We start from the raw sequence: 22,105 nt of genomic DNA, 5'->3' as shown, positions 1-22,105 counted from the left end.
TAGGGCATTGCGGACCTATCCCGACCGGGACACAGCAGGTCGACATGCCTGTATCAGGGAGTTCACAGCTTTTCGTGACACTTTCGATGGGCAACGCGGAATCATCTCCGGGCGTCATCTGTTGTGAAGGTGTCAGCACCGCTAGGCCCTGCGGCGATTACGGGGGAGGACCCGAGACGTGGAGAACATGACCATGCTGCGCACCGACCAGGTGGCTGAGGAGCGCGACCTCGTCGGTGTGTACCTGCACGAGATCTCGCGGACGCCCCTGCTGGACGCGGCGGCCGAGGTCGACCTCTCGAAGGCGATCGAGGCCGGCCTGTACGCCGAACACCTCCTCGAGGGCGAGAAGCTCAAGCGCGGCCTCAAGCGCGAGGAGCTGGAGAAGCTGGTCGCCGAGGGCGAGCGGGCCAAGGACCTGTTCATCCGCGCGAACCTGCGCCTGGTGGTGTCGATCGCCCGCCGCTACGTCCGGTCCGGCATGCCGATGCTCGACCTGATCCAGGAGGGCAACACCGGCCTGGTGCGCGCGGTCGAGAAGTTCGACTACGTGAAGGGCTACAAGTTCTCCACGTACGCGACCTGGTGGATCCGGCAGGCGATCAGCCGTGCCATCGCCCAGCAGGAGCGGACCGTGCGGCTGCCCGTCCACCTGGTCGAGGACGTCAACCGGATGCGCAACGTCGCCCGCCAGCTCACCCGTGAGCTGGGCAGCGAGCCCGAGCCGCAGCAGATCGCCGAGGCCCTGGGCGTGACCGTCGAGCGGGTGACCGAGCTGATCCGCTGGTCGCAGGACACCGTCTCGCTGGACACGCCGGTGGGCGACGACGGCGACACCAACCTCGGCGACCTCGTCGCCGACCGCGACTCGCCCAGCCCCGAGGAGATCGTGCTGTCGGCGCTGGAGCGCCAGCGCATCGAGGGCCTGCTCAACCACCTCGACGACCGCTCGGCCGGCATCATGCGGGCCCGCTACGGCCTCGAGGACGGGCGGGAGCACTCGCTGACCGAGGTGGCCTCGCGCTTCTCGCTCTCGCGCGAGCGCATCCGCCAGCTGGAGATCCAGGCGCTGGGGCGCCTGCGGGAACTCGCCCGCGCCGAGGGCCTCCAGGCCGTCTGAGCGCTTGAAAAGCCCCGCCCATTCGGGCGGGGCTTTTCTGTGCGGTAAGGAAGGGACCCTTCTTATCGCTATCCGTAGCGGAAGGGCCCCTTCTTAACCCTGCTCAGGTGCGCACGCGGCCGTAGCCGTAGGGGGTCATCATGTCGACGCTGGCGATCTTCACGACCTCGCCGAACGTCGGGGCGTGGATCACCTTGCCGTTGCCGACGAAGATCGCCACGTGGCCCAGCCCGGAGTAGAAGACGAGGTCGCCGGGGGCCAGCTGGGACCGCTTGATGTGGGTGACCTCGCGCCACTGGGTCGCAGCCTGGTGGTAGAGGCTCACTCCGGCGGCCCGCCAGGCGGCCAGGGTCAGCCCGGAGCAGTCGTAGCCGTTGGGCCCGTCGGCGGCCCAGACGTACGGCTTGCCCAGCGCCCGGTACGCGAACGCCACGGCCACCCCGGCCTTGCCGGAGACCTTGGGCACCGACCCGGTGTAGCTCGAGCCGCGCTCGTCGGACAGCCCCGCCTGGCGGCGCAGCTGCTGGAGCTTCCTGAGCTCGGCCTCGATCCCCTTGCGCTGGGTGGCGATCGCGGCGGCCCGCGAAGTCAGGTCCTTGATCTGCTGGTCCAGCTCGCCCTTGGTGCGGAACTGGTCGGCGGCGGCGTCGTGGGCCGCGGTGACCTGCTCCTGCTGGTCGGTGGCGAGCTGGTCGAGGGTCTTCAGCCGGGCCAGGGTGGCGTCCCGGCCGCCGCCGGCGAGCAGCGCGTTCCAGCTGTCCAGGCGGCCGGTCTGGTACGCGGTGACCGCGATCGCGGCGACGTTGCGGTGGGCGGCGTCGGCGCGCTGCTGCAGCGGGCCGAGGTCGCGTTCGAGCTCGGCGACCCGGCTGCGGGCCGTCTTGAGCTGGCTGTCGAGTTTGTTGTACGACTCCACGACGCGTTCCAGCTGCGTCGACTTGGCCGAGATCTGCTTGCGCAGGTCGGTGGCGCTGGGTTGGGCGTGGGCGGGGGTGCCCGTCGCGGCCAGCCCGATCAGGGCGGCGGCGGGGGCCAGGAGGCGGACGGCGATGCGCCACCCCCTGCCGTGATGCGATGGCAAGTGCTGTCGGCCCTTCTCCGCAGCCGCCTACCGGGTTAGCTGACGGGTTCGGGCGAAGGGCGCCCTACCGCAGTCACTTCGAGTGACTGCCGATTCACCCCGATGCAAACCTGGGTCCCCGGCTCGCGGCGCCCGCTCGGGAGAGGTCCCGGGGCGCGGTGCGACTCGGCGGCGCTGGTCCGGTGCCGCCCGGGGGTGAGCGGCTGGGAACCGGCCCAGTGTCGGCAACGGTAGCCCGGGATCCGGCCCGGCCCAAGGGCGCATTGACCGAAGTGCCCGATCTGGACACGTTATGCGGAGAAAGTTACATCACCTTGAGTGACGTACCTCGGCCCCGCCCGCCGACAGCCTCCCGCGATCGCGTTAAGAAGGGCCCCTTCCACTACGGATAGCGATAAGAAGGGTCCCTTCCTTACTTCGGGACGGGGGGTGGTGGGGTGGTTACTCGGTGCGGATGACGGTGAAGGCTTCGCAGACGCGGCCGGGCAGGCCGTGGGCGGTGGCGAGGGCGCCGAGGCGCTCGCGCAGCATGCCCTCCAGATCGGGCAGGTGCGACGTCTGCGAGGCGTGCGCGCGCAGCGCCGCCAGTTTGCGGTCGAAGACGCCGGTCACGTCGACGGCGTGGTCGGGATCCGGGCCGCCGGAGTACCAGATCTCGCGGACGGTCCAGGCCGCCAGGCCGGCGGCAGCCAGCTCCGGGTGCGCGAACGGGTTGCGGGCGTCGGGGTAGACCGCGCAGGTCACCGCCTCGCCCGTGGCCAGGTGGTCGGGGTGGCTCGGCCCCGCGATGCGGTCCCAGCGGCGCAGCGGCGAGCTGGTCAGGATGCGGTCGGGCCGGTGCCGGCGGATCGCGGCGACCAGGTCCCGGCGCAGCTCCAGCGACGCGGTGACCGAGCCGTCGCGGTACCCCTCCAGGAACTCGACGGTCTCGACCCCGACGGCGGCCGCGGCGGCCCGCTGCTCGGCCTCGCGCAGCAGCGGCATCTCGTGGCGCGGCGTGTCGTCGAAGCCGCCCGCGTCACCGCGGGTCACCAGCAGGTACGACACCTCGATGCCCGCGTCGACCCAGGCGGCCACGGTGCCGGCCGAACCGAAGTCCACGTCGTCGGGGTGGGCGAACACGCACAGGACCCGGGAGACGTCGGGCAGGGGCGGGGCGGACGGCGGGAAGCTCATGAGTCCTGAGCATAGGCACCGGCCGGGCGTCAGCGGAGGGCGGCGAGGGTCCAGAGGGCGAACGAGGCCTCGCGGGCGCTGGGACGGCCCAGGGCGTTCTTGTCCATGCAGGCGCGGCACAGCTCGGCCAGTGCGTGCGGGAGCCCCGGCACCGCCAGCACCGGCGTCGGCGCCAGGCTGCGCACCGCGGTCGCGTCGCGCGGGCTGCCCCGGTGCGGGTACGGCGACAGGCCGGTGATGATCTGGTACATCAGCGCGCCCAGCGCGTACACGTCGTCGGCGGGCTTGGCGAAGTGGGCCGGGCCGGGGTGGATCAGCTCGGCCAGTCCGAAGTCGACCACCTTCGGCCCGGTCGTGGTCAGCATGACGTTGCCCGGCGTCAGGTCCCGGTGCACCACCCCGCGCCGGTGCGCCACCGCCAGCACGTCGGCGGCGGTCCCGGCCACACGCAGGGCGTCCGGCACCGACAGCGGGCCGCTGTCCAGCACGCTGTTCAGGCTCTGCCCCTGCAGCAGCTCCAGGGCCAGGTAGCCGATGTCGCGGCCGTCCGGCCCCGGCACCACGTCCACGTCGAAGATCTTCGGGACGTGGGGGTGGCGCAGCATCTGGGTCATCTCCGCCTCGTGGCGGATCAGCCGCGAGTAGCGCGGACCCACCACTTTGACCGCGAGCCTGCGGCCCGCGGCAGCGTCGACGGCCTGATAGACCGTGGACACTCCACCGCGCGCCAGAGGCCTGGTCAGCACATATCTCCCCGCGATCGCCGTGCCGATAGGGAGCTCCACGGGCGCCGATTCTTCCGTACTGAAGGGCACAAAGCCATCGCGGGAGCTTGAAATCTTCAATAATTCGCTCACTTTCCGGTGCAGGTACTCCACAGTCCGTGCCGGTCCGCCCGCGCCCGCTCCACCGCGGCGTGCAGTTCGCGCTGGTGCGCCAGGTTCGGCGGGATCGCCAGTTCGCGCACGTCACCGCGGCGTGCTAGGTCGGCGTTGACGAAGGTGCCGTCGGCGGTCCAGGCATAGACCAGGTAGCGGTCGTACGGGTCGCGGCGCTGCGTGTCGGGCAGGATCCACAGGCTGCCGCCGGGCGGGGCGAGCTGCCGCAGGCGGGCGTACGCGCGGTCGGCCCAGCACTGCGCGGTGCCGTCGGTGCCGTGCCGCTCGGGGGCGTCGATGCCGAGCAGCCGCAGCTGGACCTCCCCTGCTGTGTCGACCACCGGGCCGGGGGTGGCCGTGACCGCGATCGAGTCGCCGTCCAGCGGGTACTGGACGCGGACCTGCTGCGCGCCGGGCGGGGGAGCGCCCGGGGCCGGGGCGGCGGTGGGCGCGGGACGGGTGTGCTGGTACCACCACCAGCCGAGCCCGCCCAGCACCAGCACCACCACCCAGAACCCGGTTGCCACCAGCTCCCGCCCCCGCCCGCGCCGCCGCCGCACGCCTCCGATTCTCATTGACGCTGGCCTATCTAGAAGATGGTTTCGGAGAATTCGTGTTGTAGATAGGCCAGTGTCAATATAAGGGCGGGGCGGGGCAGGGCGGGTCGGGCGGGTCACGTTTGGTTGTGGGCAATTGAATTGGGGGCTACGGTGGAGGCATGACTTCTCTGTACACGGCAGTGGTGACCTCGTCCGGTGACGGGCGCAACGGCAAGATCCTCAGTGCGGACGGCCTGCTCTCGGCCGACCTCGCCATGCCGCCGGCGCTCGGCGGGACCGGGGCGGGCACCAACCCCGAGCAGCTGTTCGCCGCCGGTTACGCGGCCTGCTTCCACTCCGCGCTGCGCCTGGTGGCCCGGCAGGCCAAGGCCGACGTGGAGGGTTCGGAGGTGACCGCGAAGGTGGACCTCAACCGGGTCGGGGCCGGGTTCGGGCTGGGCGCGCGGCTGGAGATCAGCCTGCCGGGGGTGGCGCCGGAGGCGGCGCGGGCGCTGGTCGAGGCCGCGCACCAGGTCTGCCCGTACTCGAATGCGACCCGCGGCAACATCGAGGTCGAACTCGTGCTTGTCTGATGCCATGACGCCCGCCGAGCCCTTCGACGACCTGGACCTGCGCAAGCAGGTGTGCTTCGCGCTGTATTCGGCCAGCCGGGCGCTCACCGCGCTCTACCGCCCGGTGCTGGACCGCCTCGGCCTGACCTACCCGCAGTACCTGGTGATGCTGGTGCTGTGGGAGCGGGGCGAGGTGAGCGTGAAGGCGCTGGGCGTGGCGTTGCAGCTCGACTCGGGGACACTGTCGCCGCTGCTGAAGCGGCTGGAGGCGGCCGGGCTGGTGGTGCGCGCGCGCAGTGCGCGCGACGAGCGCTCGGTCCTGGTCGGCCTCACCCCGGCCGGTGACGCCCTGCGGGAGCGGGCGGCCGGCATCCCGCGGGCCATCGCCGAGGCGACCGGCGTGCCCGCACCACAGCTGGCGGCGCTGCGGGACACGCTGCGCGCCATCACCGACGCGGCCCACGAGGCCGTGGGCGAAAAGGAGAGATCGTGACGGTAGGACGTGAGATCCAGCTGGCCTCGCGGCCGGACGGGGTGCCCACCGCGGACAACTTCCGGCTGGTCGAGGTCGAGGTGGCCGAGCCCGGCGAGGGGCAGGTGACGGTACGCAACACCGTCATGTCCGTCGACCCGTACATGCGGGGGCGGATGAACGACGCGAAGTCGTACGTGCCGCCGTTCCAGGTGGGGCGGGCGCTGGACGGCGGGGCCGTCGGCGAGGTGGTCGCGTCGAACTCGCCGGACCTGGCCGTGGGCGACCTAGTGCTGCACGGGTACGGCTGGCGCGACCTGGTCACCGCCGACGCGAAGCGGTTCCGCCGGCTCGACCCGGTCGCGCCGCCGAGCGCGTTCCTGGGCGTGCTGGGCATGCCCGGCCTCACCGCGTACGTCGGGCTGCTCGACATCGCCGCGATGAAGCCCGGTGACACCGTCTTCGTCTCCGGCGCCGCCGGTGCCGTGGGCAGCCTGGCCGGGCAGCTGGCGAAGCTGAAGGGCGCGGCCCGGGTGGTGGGCAGCGCGGGCAGCCCGGCCAAGGTGAAGCACCTGGTGGACGAGCTGGGCTTCGACGCCGCGTTCAACTACCGCGACGGCGACGTGGCCGGGCAGCTCAAGCAGGCCGCGCCGGACGGGGTCGACGTCTACTTCGACAACGTGGGCGGCGACCACCTGACCGCCGCGATCGCCCGCGCGAAGCCGTTCGCGCGCTTCGCGCTGTGCGGCGGGATCGCCGGTTACAACGAGCCCGTGCCGGGGCCGGACAACATGATGGCGCTGATCGGCAAGCGGATCACCATGCGCGGCTTCATCGTCAGCGACCACGACGACCGGATGCCGGACTTCCTGCGCGAGGTCGGCACGTGGTACGCCGAGGGCAGGATCAAGGCCGAGGAGACCGTCGTCGCCGGGCTGGACAACGCCCCGGCCGCGTTCCTGGGCATGATGCGCGGCGAGAACACCGGCAAGATGCTGGTAACCATCTGACCTGCGCAAACGGCTCCAAAGCCACCCGTACCCCCGCTAGTGTCGCCAGGAGGTGATCTCGAAACGGGGGTGCGGGATGGTCGACCACGCGACGCGGCGGGTGCTGCTGGCCGGGGTGTGCGGAGCCGGGCTGGGCGCGGTGAGCGCCGCGTGCGGCGGCGCGGCCGGGCCGCCCGAGGCGGGCCAGTCGGCGGCCGCCAGCCCGGTGTTGCTCGGTCCGGTGACGGACGTGCCGGTGGACGGCGGCAAGGTGTACGAGACCGCGCAGGTCGTCGTGGTGCAGCCCCAGCAGGGCGTCTACAAGGCGTTCACCTCGGTCTGCACGCACCGCCAGTGCCAGGTCGGCTCGGTGGCGGGCAACCAGATCGCCTGCCCCTGCCACGGCAGCAAGTTCTCCGCCGAGGACGGCAGCGTGCTCAACGGGCCCGCCACCCTCCCGCTGGCGGCCAAGAAGGTGACCGTCGAGAACGGTCAGTTCGTCCTGTCGGACTGAGCCCGAGCGCTCGGCCGTCCGGCCCGCTTCGGCGGCCGGATGGCCGATGAGCAGCGCATACGGGGCTGCGCCAAGGTCGACACTGACCTAGGATGCGCCGGGTGACCACCCCCCTGCACAGCCCGCCCGACTTCCGGCCCGAGTCGGCGTACCCCCAGCTCGCCTCGATCAAGGCGGCCGCGCGCGCCGGCGACTGGCCGGCCGTCGCCCGGCACTTCGACAGCCGCCCCGGCACCGACGACATGGTCATGCTCGCGGTGGGCGTCGGAGAGGTGCCCGGCGCCGAGGTGATGCTGGCCAGGGCCGCCGCCGAGGAGGAGGCGTCGACCCTGCCGGAGTTCCTGCTTGGCGCCCGCTGCCTGGAGCTGGCCTGGGACGCGCGCAGCAGCAAGCTCGCCAAGCACGTCAGCCGGGAGCAGTTCGCGCGCATGCGCGAGCACCTGTGCAACGGCGAGCAGCTGCTCATCGACGTGACCGCGCTGGAGCCGCAGCACACCGCCGCGTGGATCTTCCGGATCAAGAACGGGATGGGGCTGAGCACCGGCCTGGCCGAGGCGCGCCGCCGCTACGACCAGGTGGCCAAGCACGACCCGCACTCGTACCGGGCGCAGGTCGCGTACCTCAACCAGATCTACCCCAAGTGGGGCGGCAGCTGGGAGACGGTCTGGACGTTCGTGCGCGAACGGGCCGCCGCCGCGCCGGAGGGCGCGATCAACGCGACGCTGATCGCCGAGGCGCACTACGAGCAGTTCGTGTGGACCGAGGGGGACGAGCGGCGCCGCTTCTGGCAGCGGCCCGAGGTCGTCAACGAGCTGTACGCGGCCGCGCAGCGCTCCGTGCTGCACCCGTCGTTCCGCAACGTCTACGGCTGGGTCACCGCGCACAGCCTGTTCGCCGCGCTGTTCTGCCTGGGCGAGCGGCACGACCTCGCCGCGCCGCACTTCCGGGCGCTGGGTGGACTGGCCAGTGACTTCCCCTGGTCCCACTTCGGCGCCACGGCGACCGAGTCGTTCACCAAGCACCGCGCGATCGCGCTGAGGAAGGGCTGACCCGTGCTGTACACCACCGAGGTCGACGGGGTCCCCACGCTGGTCGCGCCGACGGCCGGCCCGATGAACGTCGGGCTGGTCTTCCGGGTCGGCCAGGCCGACGAGACGCTGCCCACGCACGGCATCACGCACCTGGTCGAGCACCTGGCGCTGCACGACAGCGGCCTGTCCGACTACCACTACAACGGGGCGACCGCGTCGGTCTACACCCACTTCCACATGCAGGGCAGCGAGGCCGACGTGGTCACGTACCTCGGCAAGGTCTGCGCCGGGCTGCGCAACCTGCCGATGCACCGGCTGGACACCGAGAAGGAGATCCTGCGGACCGAGGCCCGCAGCCGGGGCGGCTACCCGTCGATGCCGCTGTGGCGCTACGGCGCGCAGGGCTACGGCCTGCCCGGCTACCCCGAGTGGGGCCTGTTCCGGCTGCGCCCGGAGGACCTGCGGTCCTGGGTCGACACCTACTTCACCCGCGACAACGCCGTGCTGTGGATCGCGGGCAACGGAGTGCCGGCCGGGCTGCGGCTGGACCTGCCCGGCGGGGTACGCCGCCCGCTGCCCGCCGCGACCTCGGCGCTGCCGGCCACGCCCGCCTACTTCTGCGGCGACGACGCCAGCGTGCTGCACACCGCGGTGGTCCGCCGCAGCACGCCCGCCCGGATGTACGCCGACGTGCTGGAGCGCGCGCTCTACCGCGAGCTGCGGCAGGAGGGCGGCTTCTCCTACACCGCCTCCACCTCGTACGACCCGCGCGGCGACGGCTACGCCACCGTCTCGGCGTACGCCGACGCGCTGCCGGAGAAGCAGGGGGCGGTGCTCGGCGGGTTCATCGACGTGCTGGCACGGATGCGCCTGGGCCGGATCGAGGAGCACGACCTGGCGTCGGTGCGTACCAAGACGCTGGAGAGCCTGACCCACCCGGAGGTCGAGGCGGCCCGGCTGCCCGGACACGCGCTGAACCTGCTCACCGGGCAGCCGCTGAGCGGCATCGAGCAGCTGCGCGCCGAGATCACCGCGACGACGCTGGACGACGTGCGCGCGGTCGCGGTCGAGGCGGCCGCCACGGCGCTGCTGCAGACCCCGGCGCGGGGGCAGGCCGACTGGGCCGGGTTCACCGAGGCCCCGACCACCTCGGCCACGGTCGCCGCCGGCACCCGCTACCTCTACCGCGAGGACCCGCAGTACGCGCTCATGGTCGGCGCGGACGCGGTCAGCGTGGTCCAGCCGGAGAGCTTCCAGACGGTCCGGTACGCCGCGTGCGCCGCGATGCTGACCTGGCCGGACGGGGCGCGGCGGCTGGTCGGGCACGACGGCATCGTCGTACACCTGGAGCCGACCCTGTGGCATCTGTCCGGGCCGGGCCTGAGCGTGCTCGACCAGGCGGTGCACCCCTCGCTGCACATCGCGATGCCCGCGCGCGACCCGGAGTCGATCCCGCAGCCGGACACCCGGCAGAAGTCGCGCGGCCAGGCGGCCGCGGCCCCGGTCGGCAGCGGCCGCAACGGGCTGGAGATCGTCGGCATGGTGCTGCTCGGGCTGCTGTCGGGCTTCTTCGCGCTGATCGTGCTGCTCTTCGCGGGGTACATGCTGACCGCCGACACGCTGGAGTCGGCGGACTGGACGATCCTCACGTGCAGCGGCGTCGGCGCGGCCGTCTTCGCCGTCCCGCTCTACCTGCTCCTGCGCACGCGTCGCGCCCGCCGCCGCTGACGGCGAAAGGAAGGGACCCTTCTTATCGCAATCCGATGTAGAAGGGCCCCTTCCTAACCTGCGGAGCGGGGCGGGGGCTGAGCTGCGGGGCGGAGTGCGGCGGGGTGGACGGGAGTGTCCACAATGGGTGGTGTGTTGCCTGAACCGTTGAGCGCCGTCGAGCAGGGTGTCGTCGAGGGGTTCCGCGCCGGGGCGGTGGTGGACCTGAGCGGAGCCGAGGACCGGGACGTACGCGCCGAGGTGCTGCGGGGGCTGCTGCTGGGCGGGCTCGCGGGCGAGCCGTCGCGGCTGGCCCGGCTGCGGCTGACCGGCGCCCGGATCAACGGCCCGCTCGACCTCGACCACAGCCAGGTCGACACCTCGGTCACCCTGCAGAACTGCGTCTTCACCGACCGGATCCGCTGCTACGGGGCCAGCCTGCGCCACCTCGACCTGCAGGGCTGCCGCTTCCCCGGCATCGTCGCGTCGTACGCCGTGTTCGCGGGCACGCTCAACCTGCGCGACAGCCACAGCAGCGCGACGGTCCACCTGATCGGGGCGCGGATCGACGGCTCGCTGATCCTCAACCGCGCCCAGCTGTCCGACCGCGAGCTGGCGCTGTCCGGCACCCGGCTGCACGTCGGCGTGGACATCCTGGCCCAGGGCGGATTCGTCTGCCACGGCGAGCTGCGGCTCAACGACGCCGAGATCGGCGGGGCGCTGCGCTGGGAGGGCGCCACACTGCTCAACCCGGGCGGCAAGGCGCTGTTCGCCCCGGATCTGAAGGTCGGCGCGGTGGCGAACCTGTGCGACGGGTTCACGGTCCAGGGGGCGGTGCGGATGTCGTACGCCCAGATCCGCAGTCGGCTGTGCTTCGACGGCGCGTCCCTGGCCGGCGACGCGCAGCCGCTGATCGACCTGCGCCACCTGGAGACCCGCGAGCTGACCATGCTGACCACCGGTCCGGTCGACGGCGACGTGGACCTGCGCAACGCGCGCCTCGGGGTGCTGCGCGACGACCCGGCCACCTGGCCCCGGCGGCTGCGCCTGACCGGGGCGAGCTACGAGATCCTGTCCGGGCGGCACCTGGGCGTCGGGCGGCTGCCGTGGCTGCGCCGCGACCCCGACGGGTACCAGCCACAGCCGTACGAGCAGCTGGCGGCGGTATACCGGCGGGCCGGGCACGAGCCGGACGCCCGCGCCGTCGCCCTGGCCAACCAGCGCCACCGCCGGGGCACGCTGGGCGTGCTGGGACGGCTGTGGGGACACGCCCAGGACCTGCTCATCGGGTACGGCTACCGGCCGCGCCGCGCGGTCGTGGCCCTGGCCCTGCTGGCCACGGTCGGCACGGTCGCGTTCGCGCTGCACCCGCCGGTGGCGAAGGTGCCCGCCGAGGCGCCGGGGTTCAACCCGTTCGTGTACACGACCGACCTGCTCATGCCCCTGATCGACTTCGGTCAGGAGCAGGCGTTCCACCCCCGGCCCCCGCTGACGTGGCTCGCGTACGCCCTCATCCTCAGCGGCTGGATCCTCGCCACCACCGTGGCCGCCGCCGCGACCCGCCTCCTCCGCCGCGACTGAGCCGCGGGCCTGCGGGCCGCGGGTCGCGGGCTTGGCTGCAGTTTCGGGGAGAGTGCTGGAATCTTGGCCCGGATTCGTGCACTTTCCCCGAAACCGCAGCCGTCACCGGTCCAGGCGGTCCAGGCGGAAGGGGTGGAGGTTGTGGGGGGTCGTTGCGGTGGTCGCCAGGTCGACCATGATCTCGCCGAGGGTCGGGGCGAACTTGAAGCCGTGGCCCGAGCAGGCCGACGCGACGGCGATCCGGGGCCGGCCGGGCAGCAGGTCCAGGATGAAGTCGGCGTCGGGGGTCATGGTGTACCGGCAGGTCTCGGCGTGCAGCAGCGGGCCGAGGCCGTGCAGCCGCCGCCGGGCGTGCGCGGTGAGCAGGTCCAGCCCTGCCTGGTCCGGCTCGCCGGACAGGTCCTCGGGGGTGATCTCCGGTCCGGTCTTGTCCCGCATCAGCTTGATTCCGCCGCCGGGCACGAGCTCCGGGAACATCGAGATCATGTACGGCCGCGCCGCCTGGTGCTCGATCGTCACCGGGAAGCGGGCCGGGGTGTAGTCCACCCCGGTCACCTCGTAGTAGCCGACCTGCTCGCGGGTCACCGTCACCGGCAGCGCGACACCCGTGCCGCCGAGCACGTCGTTCACCCAGGAACCGGCCGCGACCACGGCCGCGGCGGCGCGCAGCCGCTGCCCGTCGACGGTCGCCGACACGCCGTCGCCGTCGGGCCGCAGGTCGCGGGCGCGGGCGCCGTGCCGGATCACCGCGCCGTGCCGGGCGGCCTCGGCGAGCAGGGTCGCCACGCAGTCGTCGGCGTGCAGCACACCGGCGTCGGGCTGGTAGAGACCCTCCATGCCCGGGTCGGGGCGCAGCTGCGGGAAGCGCTCCGCCAGCTCGGCGCCGGTGAGGGTGGTGAACGGGACGCCCGCCGACGCCATCGCCGCCGCCGTGGCGCGCAGGGACGGCAGCCCGGCGGGGCCGAAGTCCAGCCCGCCGGTGCGGGTGACCAGCCGTACCCCCGTGCTCTGCTGCAGGTCGCGCCACCGGCGGTCGGCGTCGCGGACCAGCGTGATGTAGCCGGGGTCGTCGTAGGCCAGCCGGATGATCCGGGACGGCCCGGCGGAGCTGCCGTACCGGTGGCCGGGCGGGAACCGCTCGACCAGCACGGTACGCAGCCCGCGGGCGGCCGCGGCCAGCGCGGTCGCGGCCCCCGTCACGCCACCGCCGATGACCAGCAGGTCCGTCATGGGTTGAGGATGCGGTCGAGGAAGCGGGCGGTGCGCTCCTGCGCGGGGGCGGTGAAGACGGTCGCCGGGTCGCCCCGCTCGACCACCACCCCGCCGTCCATGAACAGCACTTCGTCGGAGACGTCGCGGGCGAACGACATCTCGTGCGTGACCACGAGCATGGTCATGCCCTGCCGGGCGAGTTCCCGCATCACGTCGAGCACGTCGGTGACCAGCTCCGGGTCCAGCGCGCTGGTGACCTCGTCGAAGAGCATCACCTCGGGGCGCATGGCCAGCGCGCGGGCGATCGCGACGCGCTGCTGCTGCCCGCCGGAGAGCCGGCCCGGGTACTCGTCCAGCTTCTCGGTCAGGCCGACCTGGCGCAGCAGGTCGGTGGCGGCCGCGACCGCCTCGTCGCGGCCGGTCCGGTTGACGACCTGCTGGGCCAGCACCACGTTGTCCAGCACGGTCCGGTGCGGGAAGAGGTTGAACTGCTGGAACACCATGCCGATGCGGCGGCGTACCAGGTCCAGGGCCGGTCCGCGCAGCTCGCGGATCGACTGGCCGTCGAGCAGGATGTCGCCGCCGTCGGCCTCCTCCAGCCGGTTGACGCAGCGCAGCAGGGTGCTCTTGCCCGAGCCGCTCGGACCGATCACGGAGATCACCGCCCCGGCGGGGACGGTCAGGTCCACGCCGCGGAGCACGTGCAGCCGGCCGTACCGCTTCTGCAGGCCTTCGATGCGCAGCTTGGGGCTCATGCCGGCCCCCCGGTGGACGCGCCGGCCGGGCGGTTGCGGGCCATGCTCCGGTCCACGAACCGGGCCAGCGGCAGCGTGACCACCAGGAACAGCAGCGCGCCCAGGGTCAGCGCGCTGCTGTTGAACGTCTCGCCCTGCACCTCGCGCCCCGCCCGGACCACCTCGACGATGCCGATCACCTGCACCAGCGAGGTGTCCTTCATCAGCGCGATGAAGTCGTTGAGCAGCGGCGGGACCACACTGCGGACCGCCTGCGGCAGCACCACGTGCCGCATCGCCTCGCTGTGGCTCATGCCCAGCGACCGCGACGCCTCCAGCTGACCGCGCGGCACGGCCTCCAACCCCGCCCGGAAGACCTCGGCCAGGTACGCGCCGTAGGTGACGGTCAGCGCCGCCGCCCCGAACCAGAAGACGTCCGGCTGGCCGAACAGCTCGGGTGCCCGCACCCACCGGGGTAGGAATTCGATGAACGGCAGGCTGCCCGAGATCACCAGGACCACCAGCAGCAGCGGGATGCCCCGGAACACGTCGATGTACGCGACGGTGAGCACCCGCGCGGGCGCCAGCGCGCGGGCGCGGCTGCCGCGGACCAGGGCCAGTGCGAGCCCCCAGACCATCGACAGCGCGCCCGCGATCAGCGACAGCTCCACGGTGATCCAGAACCCGGCCAGGACCTTGGGGAAGTGGGTCCACATGACCCCGAGGTCGAAGTACTGCCGGAAGAAGACGTCCATCGTCAGCTGAGCAGGTTCGCCGGCGGGGCGGTCTGGAACCACTCGCGGTAGATGCGCTCGAAGGTGCCGTCGGCCTTCATCTCCCGCAGCGCCTGGTCGACCTCCTTGCGCAGCGGCGAGCCCTGCTTGAAGGCCAGGCCGTAGTACTCGCCGGTCTGGATGGTCGCGGCGACCTCCAGGGTGGGGTAGCTGCGCTCGGCGAACTTCGAGGACGGGAAGTCGTTGATCACCGCGTCGAGCTGGCCCGCGGCCAGCCCTTTGAAGGCGTCGTCCACCAGGTCGTACGTGCGCAGGTCGACCGAGGCGACGTTGGCCTTGGCCCACTTCTCGCCGGTGCCGCCGAGGACCACGCCGATGCGCTTGTCGGTCAGGCCGGCCGCGTCGGTGATCAGCGAGCCCTTCTTGACCATGATCGACTGGTCGGAGTTGAAGTAGGGCAGCGAGAAGTCGACCACCTTCTTCCGCTCCTCGGTGATGACCATGGACGCGGCGATCATGTCGAACCGGCCCTGGGCGACGTCGCGGACGATCGTGTCGAACGGGGTCTTCTGGATCTCCACGCGGCGGCCGAGGCGCCTGCCGATCTCGCGTACCAGGTCCATGTCCATGCCCTTGTAGTCCGGCCCGTCACCGAAGGCGAAGGGCACGTAGGGGATGTCCGCGCCGACCTTCAGCGCGGGCGGGTCCTGGCCGATGCTGGTGACCGGCGCGGTCGTGCCGCAGGCGGCGGTGGCGGCGACGAGGAGCAGGGCGACTGCTCCGAGGCTGGTGCGTATGCGGGTGCCGAGCATGGGATCTCCATCTGTGGTTACGGCTGCGGGCGGCGCGCCGCCGGAGTGATGATGGCAACCACACAAATCATGGTCAATACATGTATCGATCTCTTCCTGATAACATCCGTCCGATGTCGACATACGGCACGGCGCACACCTGCGGCGAAGGGCGGTGTGGTCTGCTGCCCGCGTCGAGCCCGAGGCGAGCTCGCACTGCCGGGTAGGAGAAGCCGAGGCAGCTGGGCGATGTCGGTTGAGCTGCCTCGGCGGTTTGTGGGCCGGGGTAGCGCGGGTTGCGAGCCATGGGGACTACCCCGACGTCAACGGGCCCTGATTTGCCGAACCGAGGACCGTTTCGAGACCCCAACCTACGTCAGATACTGCTGTAGGTCTAGTCCTGTTTGGAGAATGCATCACTATCTGCACTTGCTGACGGTGGTTGGCACATGGTCTGATCGAGGAGCCGAACCGAGGAACCTCACATGCCTGTAGCAAAAGCGGATTACCGCCGGATCGCGGATGCGATCACCGGGAAGATCAAGAACGGCGAGCTGGCGCCGGGTACGAAGCTGCCCAGCACCGCGAAGCTCGCTGACGAGTACGACGTGAGCCCCGCAACCGTCTACCGTGCGGTGTCGCTCCTGCATGACCGTGATCTGGTGATCGGTCATCCGGGCAAGGGCGTCTTCGTCGCTGGTGCGACGTCGTAGCTGCCCGTCGTGCACCCTTGCCCGAAGGGTGCACACGCAGCGGTAGAGAGGTAAGTGCGCCCGGCAGGACTCGAACCTGCGACCTGAGGATTAGAAGGCCCCTGCTCTATCCGGCTGAGCTACGAGCGCGCGTACTGAAGGCTACCGTGACCGGGCGCCGCGGTGATCGGCTACCCGGTCTGATCCGACCCCGATCCTAGGTCAGAGACACGCCGCCGAGCAGGTATTTATCGCCATGATCAGCCGTGGACGTAGGTCGACAGCCAGCGGTCGGACTCGGCGAAGAACGCGTCCCTGGCCGGGCGCCGCGACAGGGTCAGATCGTGCTTGCCGCCGTCGATGCGGACCAGGGTCAGGTGGCGGCCCAGCGCGGGCGCCCAGCGCACGATGTGCTCCACGTTCAGCACCGCGTCGGTCTCGTGCGCCTCGTCGGTCCAGCCCCGCTGCCGGTAGGTCCGGGTCGCGCAGGCCACGAAGATCGGCATACGCAGGTCCAGGCCCGCGTGCAGGCGCTGCTGCCCGGCCCGGATCGCCTTGATCCAGGCCACCCGCACCGGGAACCCGGCCACCGGCTTCCAGTCCACCCGGAAGTCCCACTCGCCGTCGTGGTCGCGGTGGATGCTGCGGCCGTACAGCCGCGGCACCTTCAACGGCACGACGCGGTACGGCGCCCGCCGGGCCAGCGAGCCCACCGCGCTGACGGCCGGCCGCCGCATGAACCAGGGCGCGTTGAAGTCGAAGAACGGGCTGTTGAACAGCAGCCCGTCGACGGTGCCGTCGTCGCCGCGCGCCTGCGCCCACAGCGCCGTGATCAGCCCGCCGGTCGAGTGCGCCGCCACCACGAGCTTGTCGTGGCCGTCCTGCTCCCGGATGATCCGGGCGGCGGCGTCTAGCTCGGGGAAGTACTCGTCCATGCTGCGGGTGAAGTTCGGCGTCTGGTGCTCGAGCAGGCTGCGGCCGTACTTGCGCAGGTCGATGGCGTAGAAGTCGTAGCCGCGCTCGACGAAGAAGTCGGCCAGGTGGGTCTGGAAGAAGTAGTCGTTGAAGCCGTGCACGTAGAGCACCGCGCGGGTGGTGGGCTGGGCGGCGCGGCGGCTCACCAGCGTGGCCACCACCGGGCCCTGGTCGTCGTCGGGCAGCGCGATGGTCCGCTGCCGGTACGGCTCGCCCAGGATGTCGATCTCGCCCGCGATGTCGGTCTGCACGCTGGAATGTTACCGCGAAGTAGTCCTCGGCATAACAGATCATCTGGCTGCTCGGGCCGTCATCCCCAATCGGGTCGTCGTCCACAGGCCGGGGGTCCGCGCGGTGGCTCGCGAGCGCGCCCGCCGGGATTCTCATCGGTGTCGGACATCGAGAGGAGATGGCAGTGTTCGATACGTATGTAACGATCGTCGGGAACGCGTTGACTGCGCCGGAATGGCGGCGTACGCAGCAGTCCGGGCAGCTCGTGGCCAACTTCAAGGTCGCCTCCACCGCGCGGCGGCTGGACCGGACGACCGGTCGCTGGGTCGACAGCAACAGCCTGCGGGTCCGGGTGAACTGCTGGCGGCGGCTGGCCGAGGGGGTGGCCAGCTCGGTGATGGTCGGCGACCCGGTGGTGGTCACCGGACGGCTGTACACGCGGGACTGGCTCGACGAGGAGGGCCAGCACCGGGTCATGTACGAGCTGGAGGCGGTCGCGGTCGGCCACGACCTGTCCCGGGGGCGGGGGCGGTTCGCCCGTACCAAGCCGGGCACCGGCACCAGCTCGGTCGAGGACGGCTCGGCGGAGTCGCGGGTGGGCAACGAGGAGACGGTGGCCGCGCCGGACCTGCGGGTCGGGCCGGACCCGGACGATCCGCTGTTCGCCGACGACTTCGGTGACGCGTTCGGGCTGGATCCGGTCGCGGCGCTGCGCGGCGGCGGTCTGAGCGCCGAGCTGGTCGGCGGGCGCCCGGTCGGCGAGGAGGACGAGGACGACGACCTCGACGACGCCGACGACGAGCAGGTCGCCGCGCGTGAGCGTGTGCCGGTGGGGGTGTAGCCGGGGTGAACAGGGGGTGGCCGGAGGGGTTCGCTGAGGGGCCGGCCGCCCCCGCGCATACGCTGACGACATGAGCGGGATCTTGATCGCCGGCACCACCTCCGACGCCGGCAAGAGCGTGCTCACCGCCGGAGTGTGCCGCTGGCTGCACCGGCGCGGCGTGCGTGTGGCCCCGTTCAAGGCGCAGAACATGTCCAACAACTCGGCCGTGGTCGTCGACGAGAACGGGCGCGGCGGCGAGATCGGCCGGGCCCAGGCGCTGCAGGCCGTCGCCGCCGGGCTGGCACCGCAGGTGCGGTTCAACCCGGTGCTGCTCAAGCCCGGCAGCGACCACAGCAGCCAGGTGGTGCTGCTCGGCCAGGCCGTCGACACCATCGACGCGGTCGACTTCCGGCGCCTCAAGACCGCGATGTCGGGCGCGGCCTACACCGCCTTCGACGAGCTGTCCCGGGAGTACGACGTGGTCGTCTGCGAGGGCGCGGGCAGCCCCACCGAGATCAACCTGCGCGAGCACGACTACGTGAACATGGGCCTGGCCCGGCACGGCAACCTGCCCACGATCGTGGTCGGCGACATCGACCGGGGCGGCGTGTTCGCGGCCATGTTCGGCACCGTGGCGCTGCTGGACCCCGCCGACCAGGCGCTGCTGGCCGGATTCGTGGTCAACAAGTTCCGCGGCTCGCGCGAGCTGCTGCAACCCGGCCTCGACATGATCGAGAAAGCCACCGGCCGCACCGTCTACGGCGTACTGCCCTTCGACGTGGACCTGTGGCTCGACGCCGAGGACGCCCTCGCGTACGGCAAGGTGCTCGGGCGGCCCGGCCCCGCCCGGGGCAGCGAATGGCTGCGGGTGGCCGTGATCCGGCTGCCGCACATCTCCAACGCCACCGACGCCGAGGCGCTGGCCTGCGAACCGGGCGTCAGCGTCCGGCTCACCGTGGAACCGGCCGAGCTCGCCGAGGCGGACCTGGTCGTGCTGCCGGGCACCAAGGCGACCGTCGCCGACCTGCGCTGGCTGCGCGACACCGGGCTGGCCGACGCGGTCGCCGAGCAAGCCGCGCGCGGCAAGCCGCTGCTCGGCATCTGCGGCGGGTTCCAGATGCTGTCCGAGCAGATCACCGACGAGGTCGAGAGCCGGCGCGGCACCGTCGACGGGCTGGGGCTGCTGCCGGTGCGGATCGCGTTCGCGCCGGACAAGGTCCTGTCCCGACCGGTCGGGTCGGCGCTGGGCGCACCGGTACGCGGGTACGAGATCCACCACGGGCGGGTGGCCCACCGCGACCCGGGCCTCGCCCCGCTCATCACGTACGACCACGGCGAACCCGAGGGCGCCGCCGCCGGTCACGTCTTCGGCACCCACTGGCACGGCGCGTTCGAGTCCGACGAGTTCCGGCGCCGGTTCCTCACCCACGTGGCCGGGATCGCCGGACGGCGCGGCTTCGCCGCGGCCCCCGACACCGGCTTCGCCGCGCTGCGCGAGGCGACCGTGGACCGGCTCGGCGACCTGGTCGAGGAGCACCTGGACACCGGGGCGCTGTGGCGACTGATCGAGCAGGGGCCACCGGTGGGGCTGCCGTTCCTGCCGCCGGGCGCGCCCGCATGACCCCGCAGGACGTCGCCGCACTGGTACGGGCCGCGCCGCCGAAGCTGGGCCGCACCCGGCTGGTGCTGGTGGATGGGCCGAGCGCCTCGGGCAAGACGATGTTCGCGGCCCGGCTCGCGCAGGAGCTGGGCGGGCCCGACCAGGGCGCCGCGGATGCCGGGGCGGTCGACATGGTGCACACCGACGACCTGCTCGACGGGTGGCACGACCAGTTCACCTACTGGCCCCGGCTGGAGCGGCAGATCCTCATGCCGCTGCGCCACGGGGCGCCGGGCGGGTACCACCCGTTCGACTGGCAGCTCGGCCGGTTCGGCATCGAGTGGACGACGGTGTGGCCCGCCGACGTGGTGATCGTCGAGGGGGTGGGGGCGGCGCGGGCCGAGGCGCGGCCGTGGGCGTCGCTATCGGTGTACGTGCACGCGCCAGCCGCGCTGCGCCGCGCCCGCAGCATCCTGCGCGACGGCCCGGCCATGCAGGGCGTGCTGCGGGTATGGCGGCACCGCGAGGTGATCCACTTCGCCGCCGACGGCACCGCCGACCAGGTCGACGTCCGCATCGACGGCTCAGGCTAGAGGTCGGTCCGCCGGATGATCGCGATCTGCGGTCACCAGACTGGGAGCGGCGCGTGGTGATCGGCGTCGGCGGCCCCTCGAGCAGGAGGCGGTGCGTGGTGATCGGCGACTGCGGTCCCTCGAACAGGAGGCGGCGCGTCATGATCGGCGTTTGCGGTCACCGAGTCTGTGGCGGCGGCCCTTGATCGGCATCTGCGGTCAGAAGGCCAGCGATAACCCGGTGTTCTGACCCGGGATAGCGATCATCGCGGGCGGGAGGCGGCAAGATCGCGACTTGTGGTCGCGAGCGGACGGCGACCTGCCGACCCGCCGACCCGCCGACCCGCCGACCCGCCGACCCGCCGACCCGCCACCTGCCGACCTGCCACCTGCCGACCTGCCACCTGCCACCTGCCGACCCGCGGACCCGGCGGCATGTGGACCCGGCGGCATGTGGCGCGGGTCGGGTGGGACGCGCGTGGGCTGGGTGGCGCTGTGCGAGCCCATTGGGTGGAGGTGCGGGGCGGTGGATCGCGGTGCGGGGCGGTGGAGCGGCGTGTAAGGATCATCCTCATGACGACCCTCACTGTTGACCAGCTTCGCGCTGCGATCGAGCGCGAGTTGCCGGGCGTACGCGCCGACCTGGAGGCCCTGGTCCGCATTCCCGGTATCGCCTTCGACGGCTTCGACTTCGCCCCGCTGGAGCGCTCGGCCCAGGCCGTGGCCGACCTGCTGCGCGGTGTCGGCCTCGAGGTCGAGGTCAGCCGCATCGGGGACGGCCACCCGGCCGTCATCGGCCGCCGCCCGGCCCCGCCCGGCGCGCCCACCGTGCTGCTCTACGCCCACCACGACGTACAGCCCGTCGGTGACCTCAGCAAATGGGAGTCGGACCCGTTCGAGCCGACCGAGCGCGACGGCCGCCTATACGGCCGGGGCGCCGCCGACGACAAGGCCGGTGTGATGGCCCACGTCGCCGCGCTGCGCGCCTTCGGCTGCGGCACCTCCGACGACCGGCTGCCGCTCGGCGTGGTCGTGTTCATCGAGGGCGAGGAGGAGTTCGGCTCGGACTCGCTGCCCGAACTGCTGGCCAAGCACCGGCAGGAACTGGCCGCCGACGTCATCGTCATCGCCGACTCCGGCAACTGGGACATCGGCGTGCCCGCGCTCACCACCTCGCTGCGCGGCATCGTCAACTCGTTCGTGGACGTGCAGGTGCTGCACTCGGCCGTGCACAGCGGCATGTACGGCGGCCCCGTGCCCGACGCGCTGACCGTGCTGTGCCGCCTGCTGGCCACCCTGCACGACGACAACGGCGACGTGGCGGTGCCCGGCCTGGTCAGCAAGCCGGCCTCGCCGCTGGACTACCCGGAGGACCGGTACCGGGCCGAGGCCGGGATCCTCGACGGCGTCGAGCTGATCGGCACCGGCCGCATCGTCGACCGGATGTGGACCAAGCCGTCGCTGTCGGTGCTGGGCATCGACGCGCCGCGTACCGCCGAGGCGCCCAACGCGCTGGTGCCGTCGGCGCGGGCGAAGCTGAGCATGCGGCTGGCGCCCGGGGACGACCCGAAGTCGGCGTTCCAGGCGCTGCAGGCGCACCTGGAGAAGCACATCCCGTGGGGCGCGAAGGTCACCTTCGAGTTGGAGCACGACGGCAACCCGTGCGTGATCGACGCGACCGGGAAGTACTTCGACGCCGCCCGTGCCGCGTTCACCACGGCGTGGGACGGCACCGAGCCGGTGGAGATCGGGGTGGGCGGGTCGATTCCGTTCATCGCGACCTTCCAGGAGGTGTACCCGGAGGCGTCGATCCTGGTCACCGGGGTCGAGGACCCGAACGCCAAGGCGCACGGGCCGAACGAGAGCCTGCACCTGGGCGAGTTCGCGCGGGTCTGCCTGGCCGAGGCCCTGCTCCTGCACAACGTCGCCGAGGCCGCCAAGTCCTGACCCACCCCGTTCAGGCCCCGCTTTAAATTTACGCTGGCCTATCTAGTGGACGATTTTCCAAGATCCGTCTTCTAGATAGGCCAGCGTAAATGTTAAAGCGGGGCGGTGGGCCCGGGTGAACCGGTGACCGGCGA

General features: G+C 71.9%; 22 protein-coding genes, 1 tRNA gene and 1 riboswitch. Of the genes, 13 read left to right on the top strand and 10 right to left on the bottom strand.

Features of this window, described 5'->3' with window-relative positions:
- Positions 1-187: 187 nt before the first annotated feature.
- Positions 188-1,120: a sigma-70 family RNA polymerase sigma factor gene (locus QEZ54_RS25770; protein WP_281307385.1), complete on the top strand. Its 933-nt coding sequence runs from the start codon at positions 188-190 to the stop codon at positions 1,118-1,120.
- 103 nt (positions 1,121-1,223) lie between these two features.
- On the opposite strand, the gene QEZ54_RS25765 is transcribed toward QEZ54_RS25770, so the two are convergent.
- The 4 genes from QEZ54_RS25765 to QEZ54_RS25750 all read right to left on the bottom strand — a co-directional run bounded on the left by QEZ54_RS25765 (position 1,224) and on the right by QEZ54_RS25750 (position 4,830).
- Positions 1,224-2,201: a C40 family peptidase gene (locus tag QEZ54_RS25765; RefSeq protein WP_281307290.1), complete on the bottom strand. Its 978-nt coding sequence runs from the start codon at positions 2,199-2,201 to the stop codon at positions 1,224-1,226.
- A gap of 8 nt (positions 2,202-2,209) precedes the next feature.
- A riboswitch (cyclic di-AMP (ydaO/yuaA leader) is annotated at positions 2,210-2,342 on the bottom strand.
- 300 nt (positions 2,343-2,642) lie between these two features.
- Entirely contained in the window at positions 2,643-3,377 is a 735-nt protein-coding gene (locus QEZ54_RS25760) for a PIG-L deacetylase family protein (RefSeq protein WP_281307289.1), read from the bottom strand.
- Positions 3,378-3,406: 29 nt separating this feature from the next.
- The gene (locus QEZ54_RS25755) at positions 3,407-4,123 is read right to left on the bottom strand and encodes a serine/threonine-protein kinase (protein WP_281307384.1); all 717 of its coding nucleotides are present in this window, start codon (positions 4,121-4,123) and stop codon (positions 3,407-3,409) included.
- 107 nt (positions 4,124-4,230) lie between these two features.
- The gene (locus QEZ54_RS25750) at positions 4,231-4,830 is read right to left on the bottom strand and encodes a thermonuclease family protein (protein ID WP_281307288.1); all 600 of its coding nucleotides are present in this window, start codon (positions 4,828-4,830) and stop codon (positions 4,231-4,233) included.
- A 143-nt stretch (positions 4,831-4,973) separates the two neighbouring features.
- Between QEZ54_RS25750 and QEZ54_RS25745 the strand changes: the two genes are divergently transcribed.
- From QEZ54_RS25745 to QEZ54_RS25715, 7 genes are all read left to right on the top strand, one after another.
- Entirely contained in the window at positions 4,974-5,387 is a 414-nt protein-coding gene (locus QEZ54_RS25745; protein ID WP_281307287.1) for an organic hydroperoxide resistance protein, read from the top strand.
- A 4-nt stretch (positions 5,388-5,391) separates the two neighbouring features.
- Positions 5,392-5,859 (top strand): MarR family transcriptional regulator, encoded by a 468-nt coding sequence (locus tag QEZ54_RS25740; RefSeq protein WP_281307286.1) that lies wholly within the window; start codon positions 5,392-5,394, stop codon positions 5,857-5,859.
- On the top strand, positions 5,856-6,848 hold the full coding sequence (locus QEZ54_RS25735; RefSeq protein WP_281307285.1) for an NADP-dependent oxidoreductase: 993 nt from the start codon (positions 5,856-5,858) through the stop codon (positions 6,846-6,848). Before QEZ54_RS25740 ends, QEZ54_RS25735 begins: the two co-directional genes overlap by 4 nt.
- 76 nt (positions 6,849-6,924) lie before the next feature.
- Positions 6,925-7,341: a Rieske (2Fe-2S) protein gene (locus QEZ54_RS25730; RefSeq protein ID WP_281307284.1), complete on the top strand. Its 417-nt coding sequence runs from the start codon at positions 6,925-6,927 to the stop codon at positions 7,339-7,341.
- A gap of 101 nt (positions 7,342-7,442) precedes the next feature.
- Positions 7,443-8,390, top strand: coding sequence for a hypothetical protein (locus QEZ54_RS25725; RefSeq protein WP_281307283.1), 948 nt, complete (start codon positions 7,443-7,445; stop codon positions 8,388-8,390).
- 3 nt (positions 8,391-8,393) lie between these two features.
- Positions 8,394-10,100 carry an insulinase family protein gene (locus QEZ54_RS25720; RefSeq protein ID WP_281307282.1) on the top strand — a complete coding sequence of 569 codons (1,707 nt, stop codon included), beginning with the start codon at positions 8,394-8,396 and terminating at the stop codon, positions 10,098-10,100.
- A 132-nt stretch (positions 10,101-10,232) separates the two neighbouring features.
- Positions 10,233-11,660, top strand: coding sequence for a hypothetical protein (locus QEZ54_RS25715; RefSeq protein ID WP_281307281.1), 1,428 nt, complete (start codon positions 10,233-10,235; stop codon positions 11,658-11,660).
- Between the two features lie 102 nt (positions 11,661-11,762).
- On the opposite strand, the gene solA is transcribed toward QEZ54_RS25715, so the two are convergent.
- The 4 genes from solA to QEZ54_RS25695 are packed head-to-tail and all read right to left on the bottom strand — an operon-like array spanning position 11,763 to position 15,152.
- Positions 11,763-12,890 (bottom strand): N-methyl-L-tryptophan oxidase, encoded by a 1,128-nt coding sequence (gene solA / locus QEZ54_RS25710; RefSeq protein ID WP_281307280.1) that lies wholly within the window; start codon positions 12,888-12,890, stop codon positions 11,763-11,765.
- Complete coding sequence (locus QEZ54_RS25705) at positions 12,887-13,627, bottom strand: amino acid ABC transporter ATP-binding protein (protein WP_281307279.1); 741 nt, start codon at positions 13,625-13,627, stop codon at positions 12,887-12,889. The genes solA and QEZ54_RS25705 overlap by 4 nt, the downstream gene beginning before the upstream one ends.
- Complete coding sequence (locus tag QEZ54_RS25700) at positions 13,624-14,361, bottom strand: amino acid ABC transporter permease (protein WP_281307278.1); 738 nt, start codon at positions 14,359-14,361, stop codon at positions 13,624-13,626. Before QEZ54_RS25700 ends, QEZ54_RS25705 begins: the two co-directional genes overlap by 4 nt.
- A gap of 2 nt (positions 14,362-14,363) precedes the next feature.
- The gene (locus tag QEZ54_RS25695) at positions 14,364-15,152 is read right to left on the bottom strand and encodes an ABC transporter substrate-binding protein (protein ID WP_281307277.1); all 789 of its coding nucleotides are present in this window, start codon (positions 15,150-15,152) and stop codon (positions 14,364-14,366) included.
- Between the two features lie 464 nt (positions 15,153-15,616).
- On the opposite strand from QEZ54_RS25695, the gene QEZ54_RS25690 reads away from it, so the two are divergent.
- Positions 15,617-15,844, top strand: coding sequence for a winged helix-turn-helix domain-containing protein (locus QEZ54_RS25690; RefSeq protein ID WP_281307276.1), 228 nt, complete (start codon positions 15,617-15,619; stop codon positions 15,842-15,844).
- A gap of 55 nt (positions 15,845-15,899) precedes the next feature.
- Here QEZ54_RS25690 and QEZ54_RS25685 read toward each other — a convergent pair.
- Both QEZ54_RS25685 and QEZ54_RS25680 read right to left on the bottom strand, forming a co-directional pair.
- Positions 15,900-15,973, bottom strand: a tRNA-Arg gene (locus QEZ54_RS25685).
- A 110-nt stretch (positions 15,974-16,083) separates the two neighbouring features.
- Positions 16,084-17,049, bottom strand: a complete 966-nt coding sequence (locus QEZ54_RS25680) for an alpha/beta hydrolase (RefSeq protein ID WP_281307275.1) — start codon at positions 17,047-17,049, stop codon at positions 16,084-16,086.
- A gap of 164 nt (positions 17,050-17,213) precedes the next feature.
- Here QEZ54_RS25680 and ssb point away from each other — a divergent pair, with 164 nt between their 5' ends.
- The 4 genes from ssb (at position 17,214) to QEZ54_RS25660 (ending at position 21,971) form a co-directional block, all read left to right on the top strand.
- Entirely contained in the window at positions 17,214-17,870 is a 657-nt protein-coding gene (gene ssb, locus QEZ54_RS25675) for a single-stranded DNA-binding protein (RefSeq protein WP_281307383.1), read from the top strand.
- A 70-nt stretch (positions 17,871-17,940) separates the two neighbouring features.
- The gene (locus QEZ54_RS25670; protein WP_281307274.1) at positions 17,941-19,473 is read left to right on the top strand and encodes a cobyric acid synthase; all 1,533 of its coding nucleotides are present in this window, start codon (positions 17,941-17,943) and stop codon (positions 19,471-19,473) included.
- Complete coding sequence (locus tag QEZ54_RS25665; protein ID WP_281307273.1) at positions 19,470-20,045, top strand: hypothetical protein; 576 nt, start codon at positions 19,470-19,472, stop codon at positions 20,043-20,045. The genes QEZ54_RS25670 and QEZ54_RS25665 overlap by 4 nt, the downstream gene beginning before the upstream one ends.
- Before the next feature lie 552 nt (positions 20,046-20,597).
- Positions 20,598-21,971: a dipeptidase gene (locus tag QEZ54_RS25660; RefSeq protein ID WP_281307272.1), complete on the top strand. Its 1,374-nt coding sequence runs from the start codon at positions 20,598-20,600 to the stop codon at positions 21,969-21,971.
- Positions 21,972-22,105: the final 134 nt, after the last annotated feature.

The organism is Catellatospora sp. KI3, assembly GCF_029948125.1.
Taxonomy (GTDB): domain Bacteria; phylum Actinomycetota; class Actinomycetes; order Mycobacteriales; family Micromonosporaceae; genus Catellatospora.
Note: the sequence above shows the minus strand (reverse complement) of the source record. Positions and strands in the feature narration are given on the sequence as shown.

Excerpts from the sequence above, each read along its gene's own strand:
- QEZ54_RS25695 (WP_281307277.1), bottom strand. The coding sequence starts at position 15,152 with ATGCTCGGCACCCGCATACGCACCAGCCTCGGAGCAGTCGCCCTGCTC.
- QEZ54_RS25740 (WP_281307286.1), top strand. The coding sequence starts at position 5,392 with ATGACGCCCGCCGAGCCCTTCGACGACCTGGACCTGCGCAAGCAGGTG.
- QEZ54_RS25690 (WP_281307276.1), top strand. The coding sequence starts at position 15,617 with ATGCCTGTAGCAAAAGCGGATTACCGCCGGATCGCGGATGCGATCACC.
- QEZ54_RS25730 (WP_281307284.1), top strand. The coding sequence starts at position 6,925 with ATGGTCGACCACGCGACGCGGCGGGTGCTGCTGGCCGGGGTGTGCGGA.
- solA (WP_281307280.1), bottom strand. The coding sequence starts at position 12,890 with ATGACGGACCTGCTGGTCATCGGCGGTGGCGTGACGGGGGCCGCGACC.
- QEZ54_RS25760 (WP_281307289.1), bottom strand. The coding sequence starts at position 3,377 with ATGAGCTTCCCGCCGTCCGCCCCGCCCCTGCCCGACGTCTCCCGGGTC.
- QEZ54_RS25700 (WP_281307278.1), bottom strand. The coding sequence starts at position 14,361 with ATGGACGTCTTCTTCCGGCAGTACTTCGACCTCGGGGTCATGTGGACC.
- QEZ54_RS25770 (WP_281307385.1), top strand. The coding sequence starts at position 188 with ATGACCATGCTGCGCACCGACCAGGTGGCTGAGGAGCGCGACCTCGTC.
- QEZ54_RS25670 (WP_281307274.1), top strand. The coding sequence starts at position 17,941 with ATGAGCGGGATCTTGATCGCCGGCACCACCTCCGACGCCGGCAAGAGC.
- QEZ54_RS25665 (WP_281307273.1), top strand. The coding sequence starts at position 19,470 with ATGACCCCGCAGGACGTCGCCGCACTGGTACGGGCCGCGCCGCCGAAG.
- QEZ54_RS25750 (WP_281307288.1), bottom strand. The coding sequence starts at position 4,830 with ATGAGAATCGGAGGCGTGCGGCGGCGGCGCGGGCGGGGGCGGGAGCTG.
- QEZ54_RS25745 (WP_281307287.1), top strand. The coding sequence starts at position 4,974 with ATGACTTCTCTGTACACGGCAGTGGTGACCTCGTCCGGTGACGGGCGC.
- QEZ54_RS25705 (WP_281307279.1), bottom strand. The coding sequence starts at position 13,627 with ATGAGCCCCAAGCTGCGCATCGAAGGCCTGCAGAAGCGGTACGGCCGG.
- QEZ54_RS25660 (WP_281307272.1), top strand. The coding sequence starts at position 20,598 with ATGACGACCCTCACTGTTGACCAGCTTCGCGCTGCGATCGAGCGCGAG.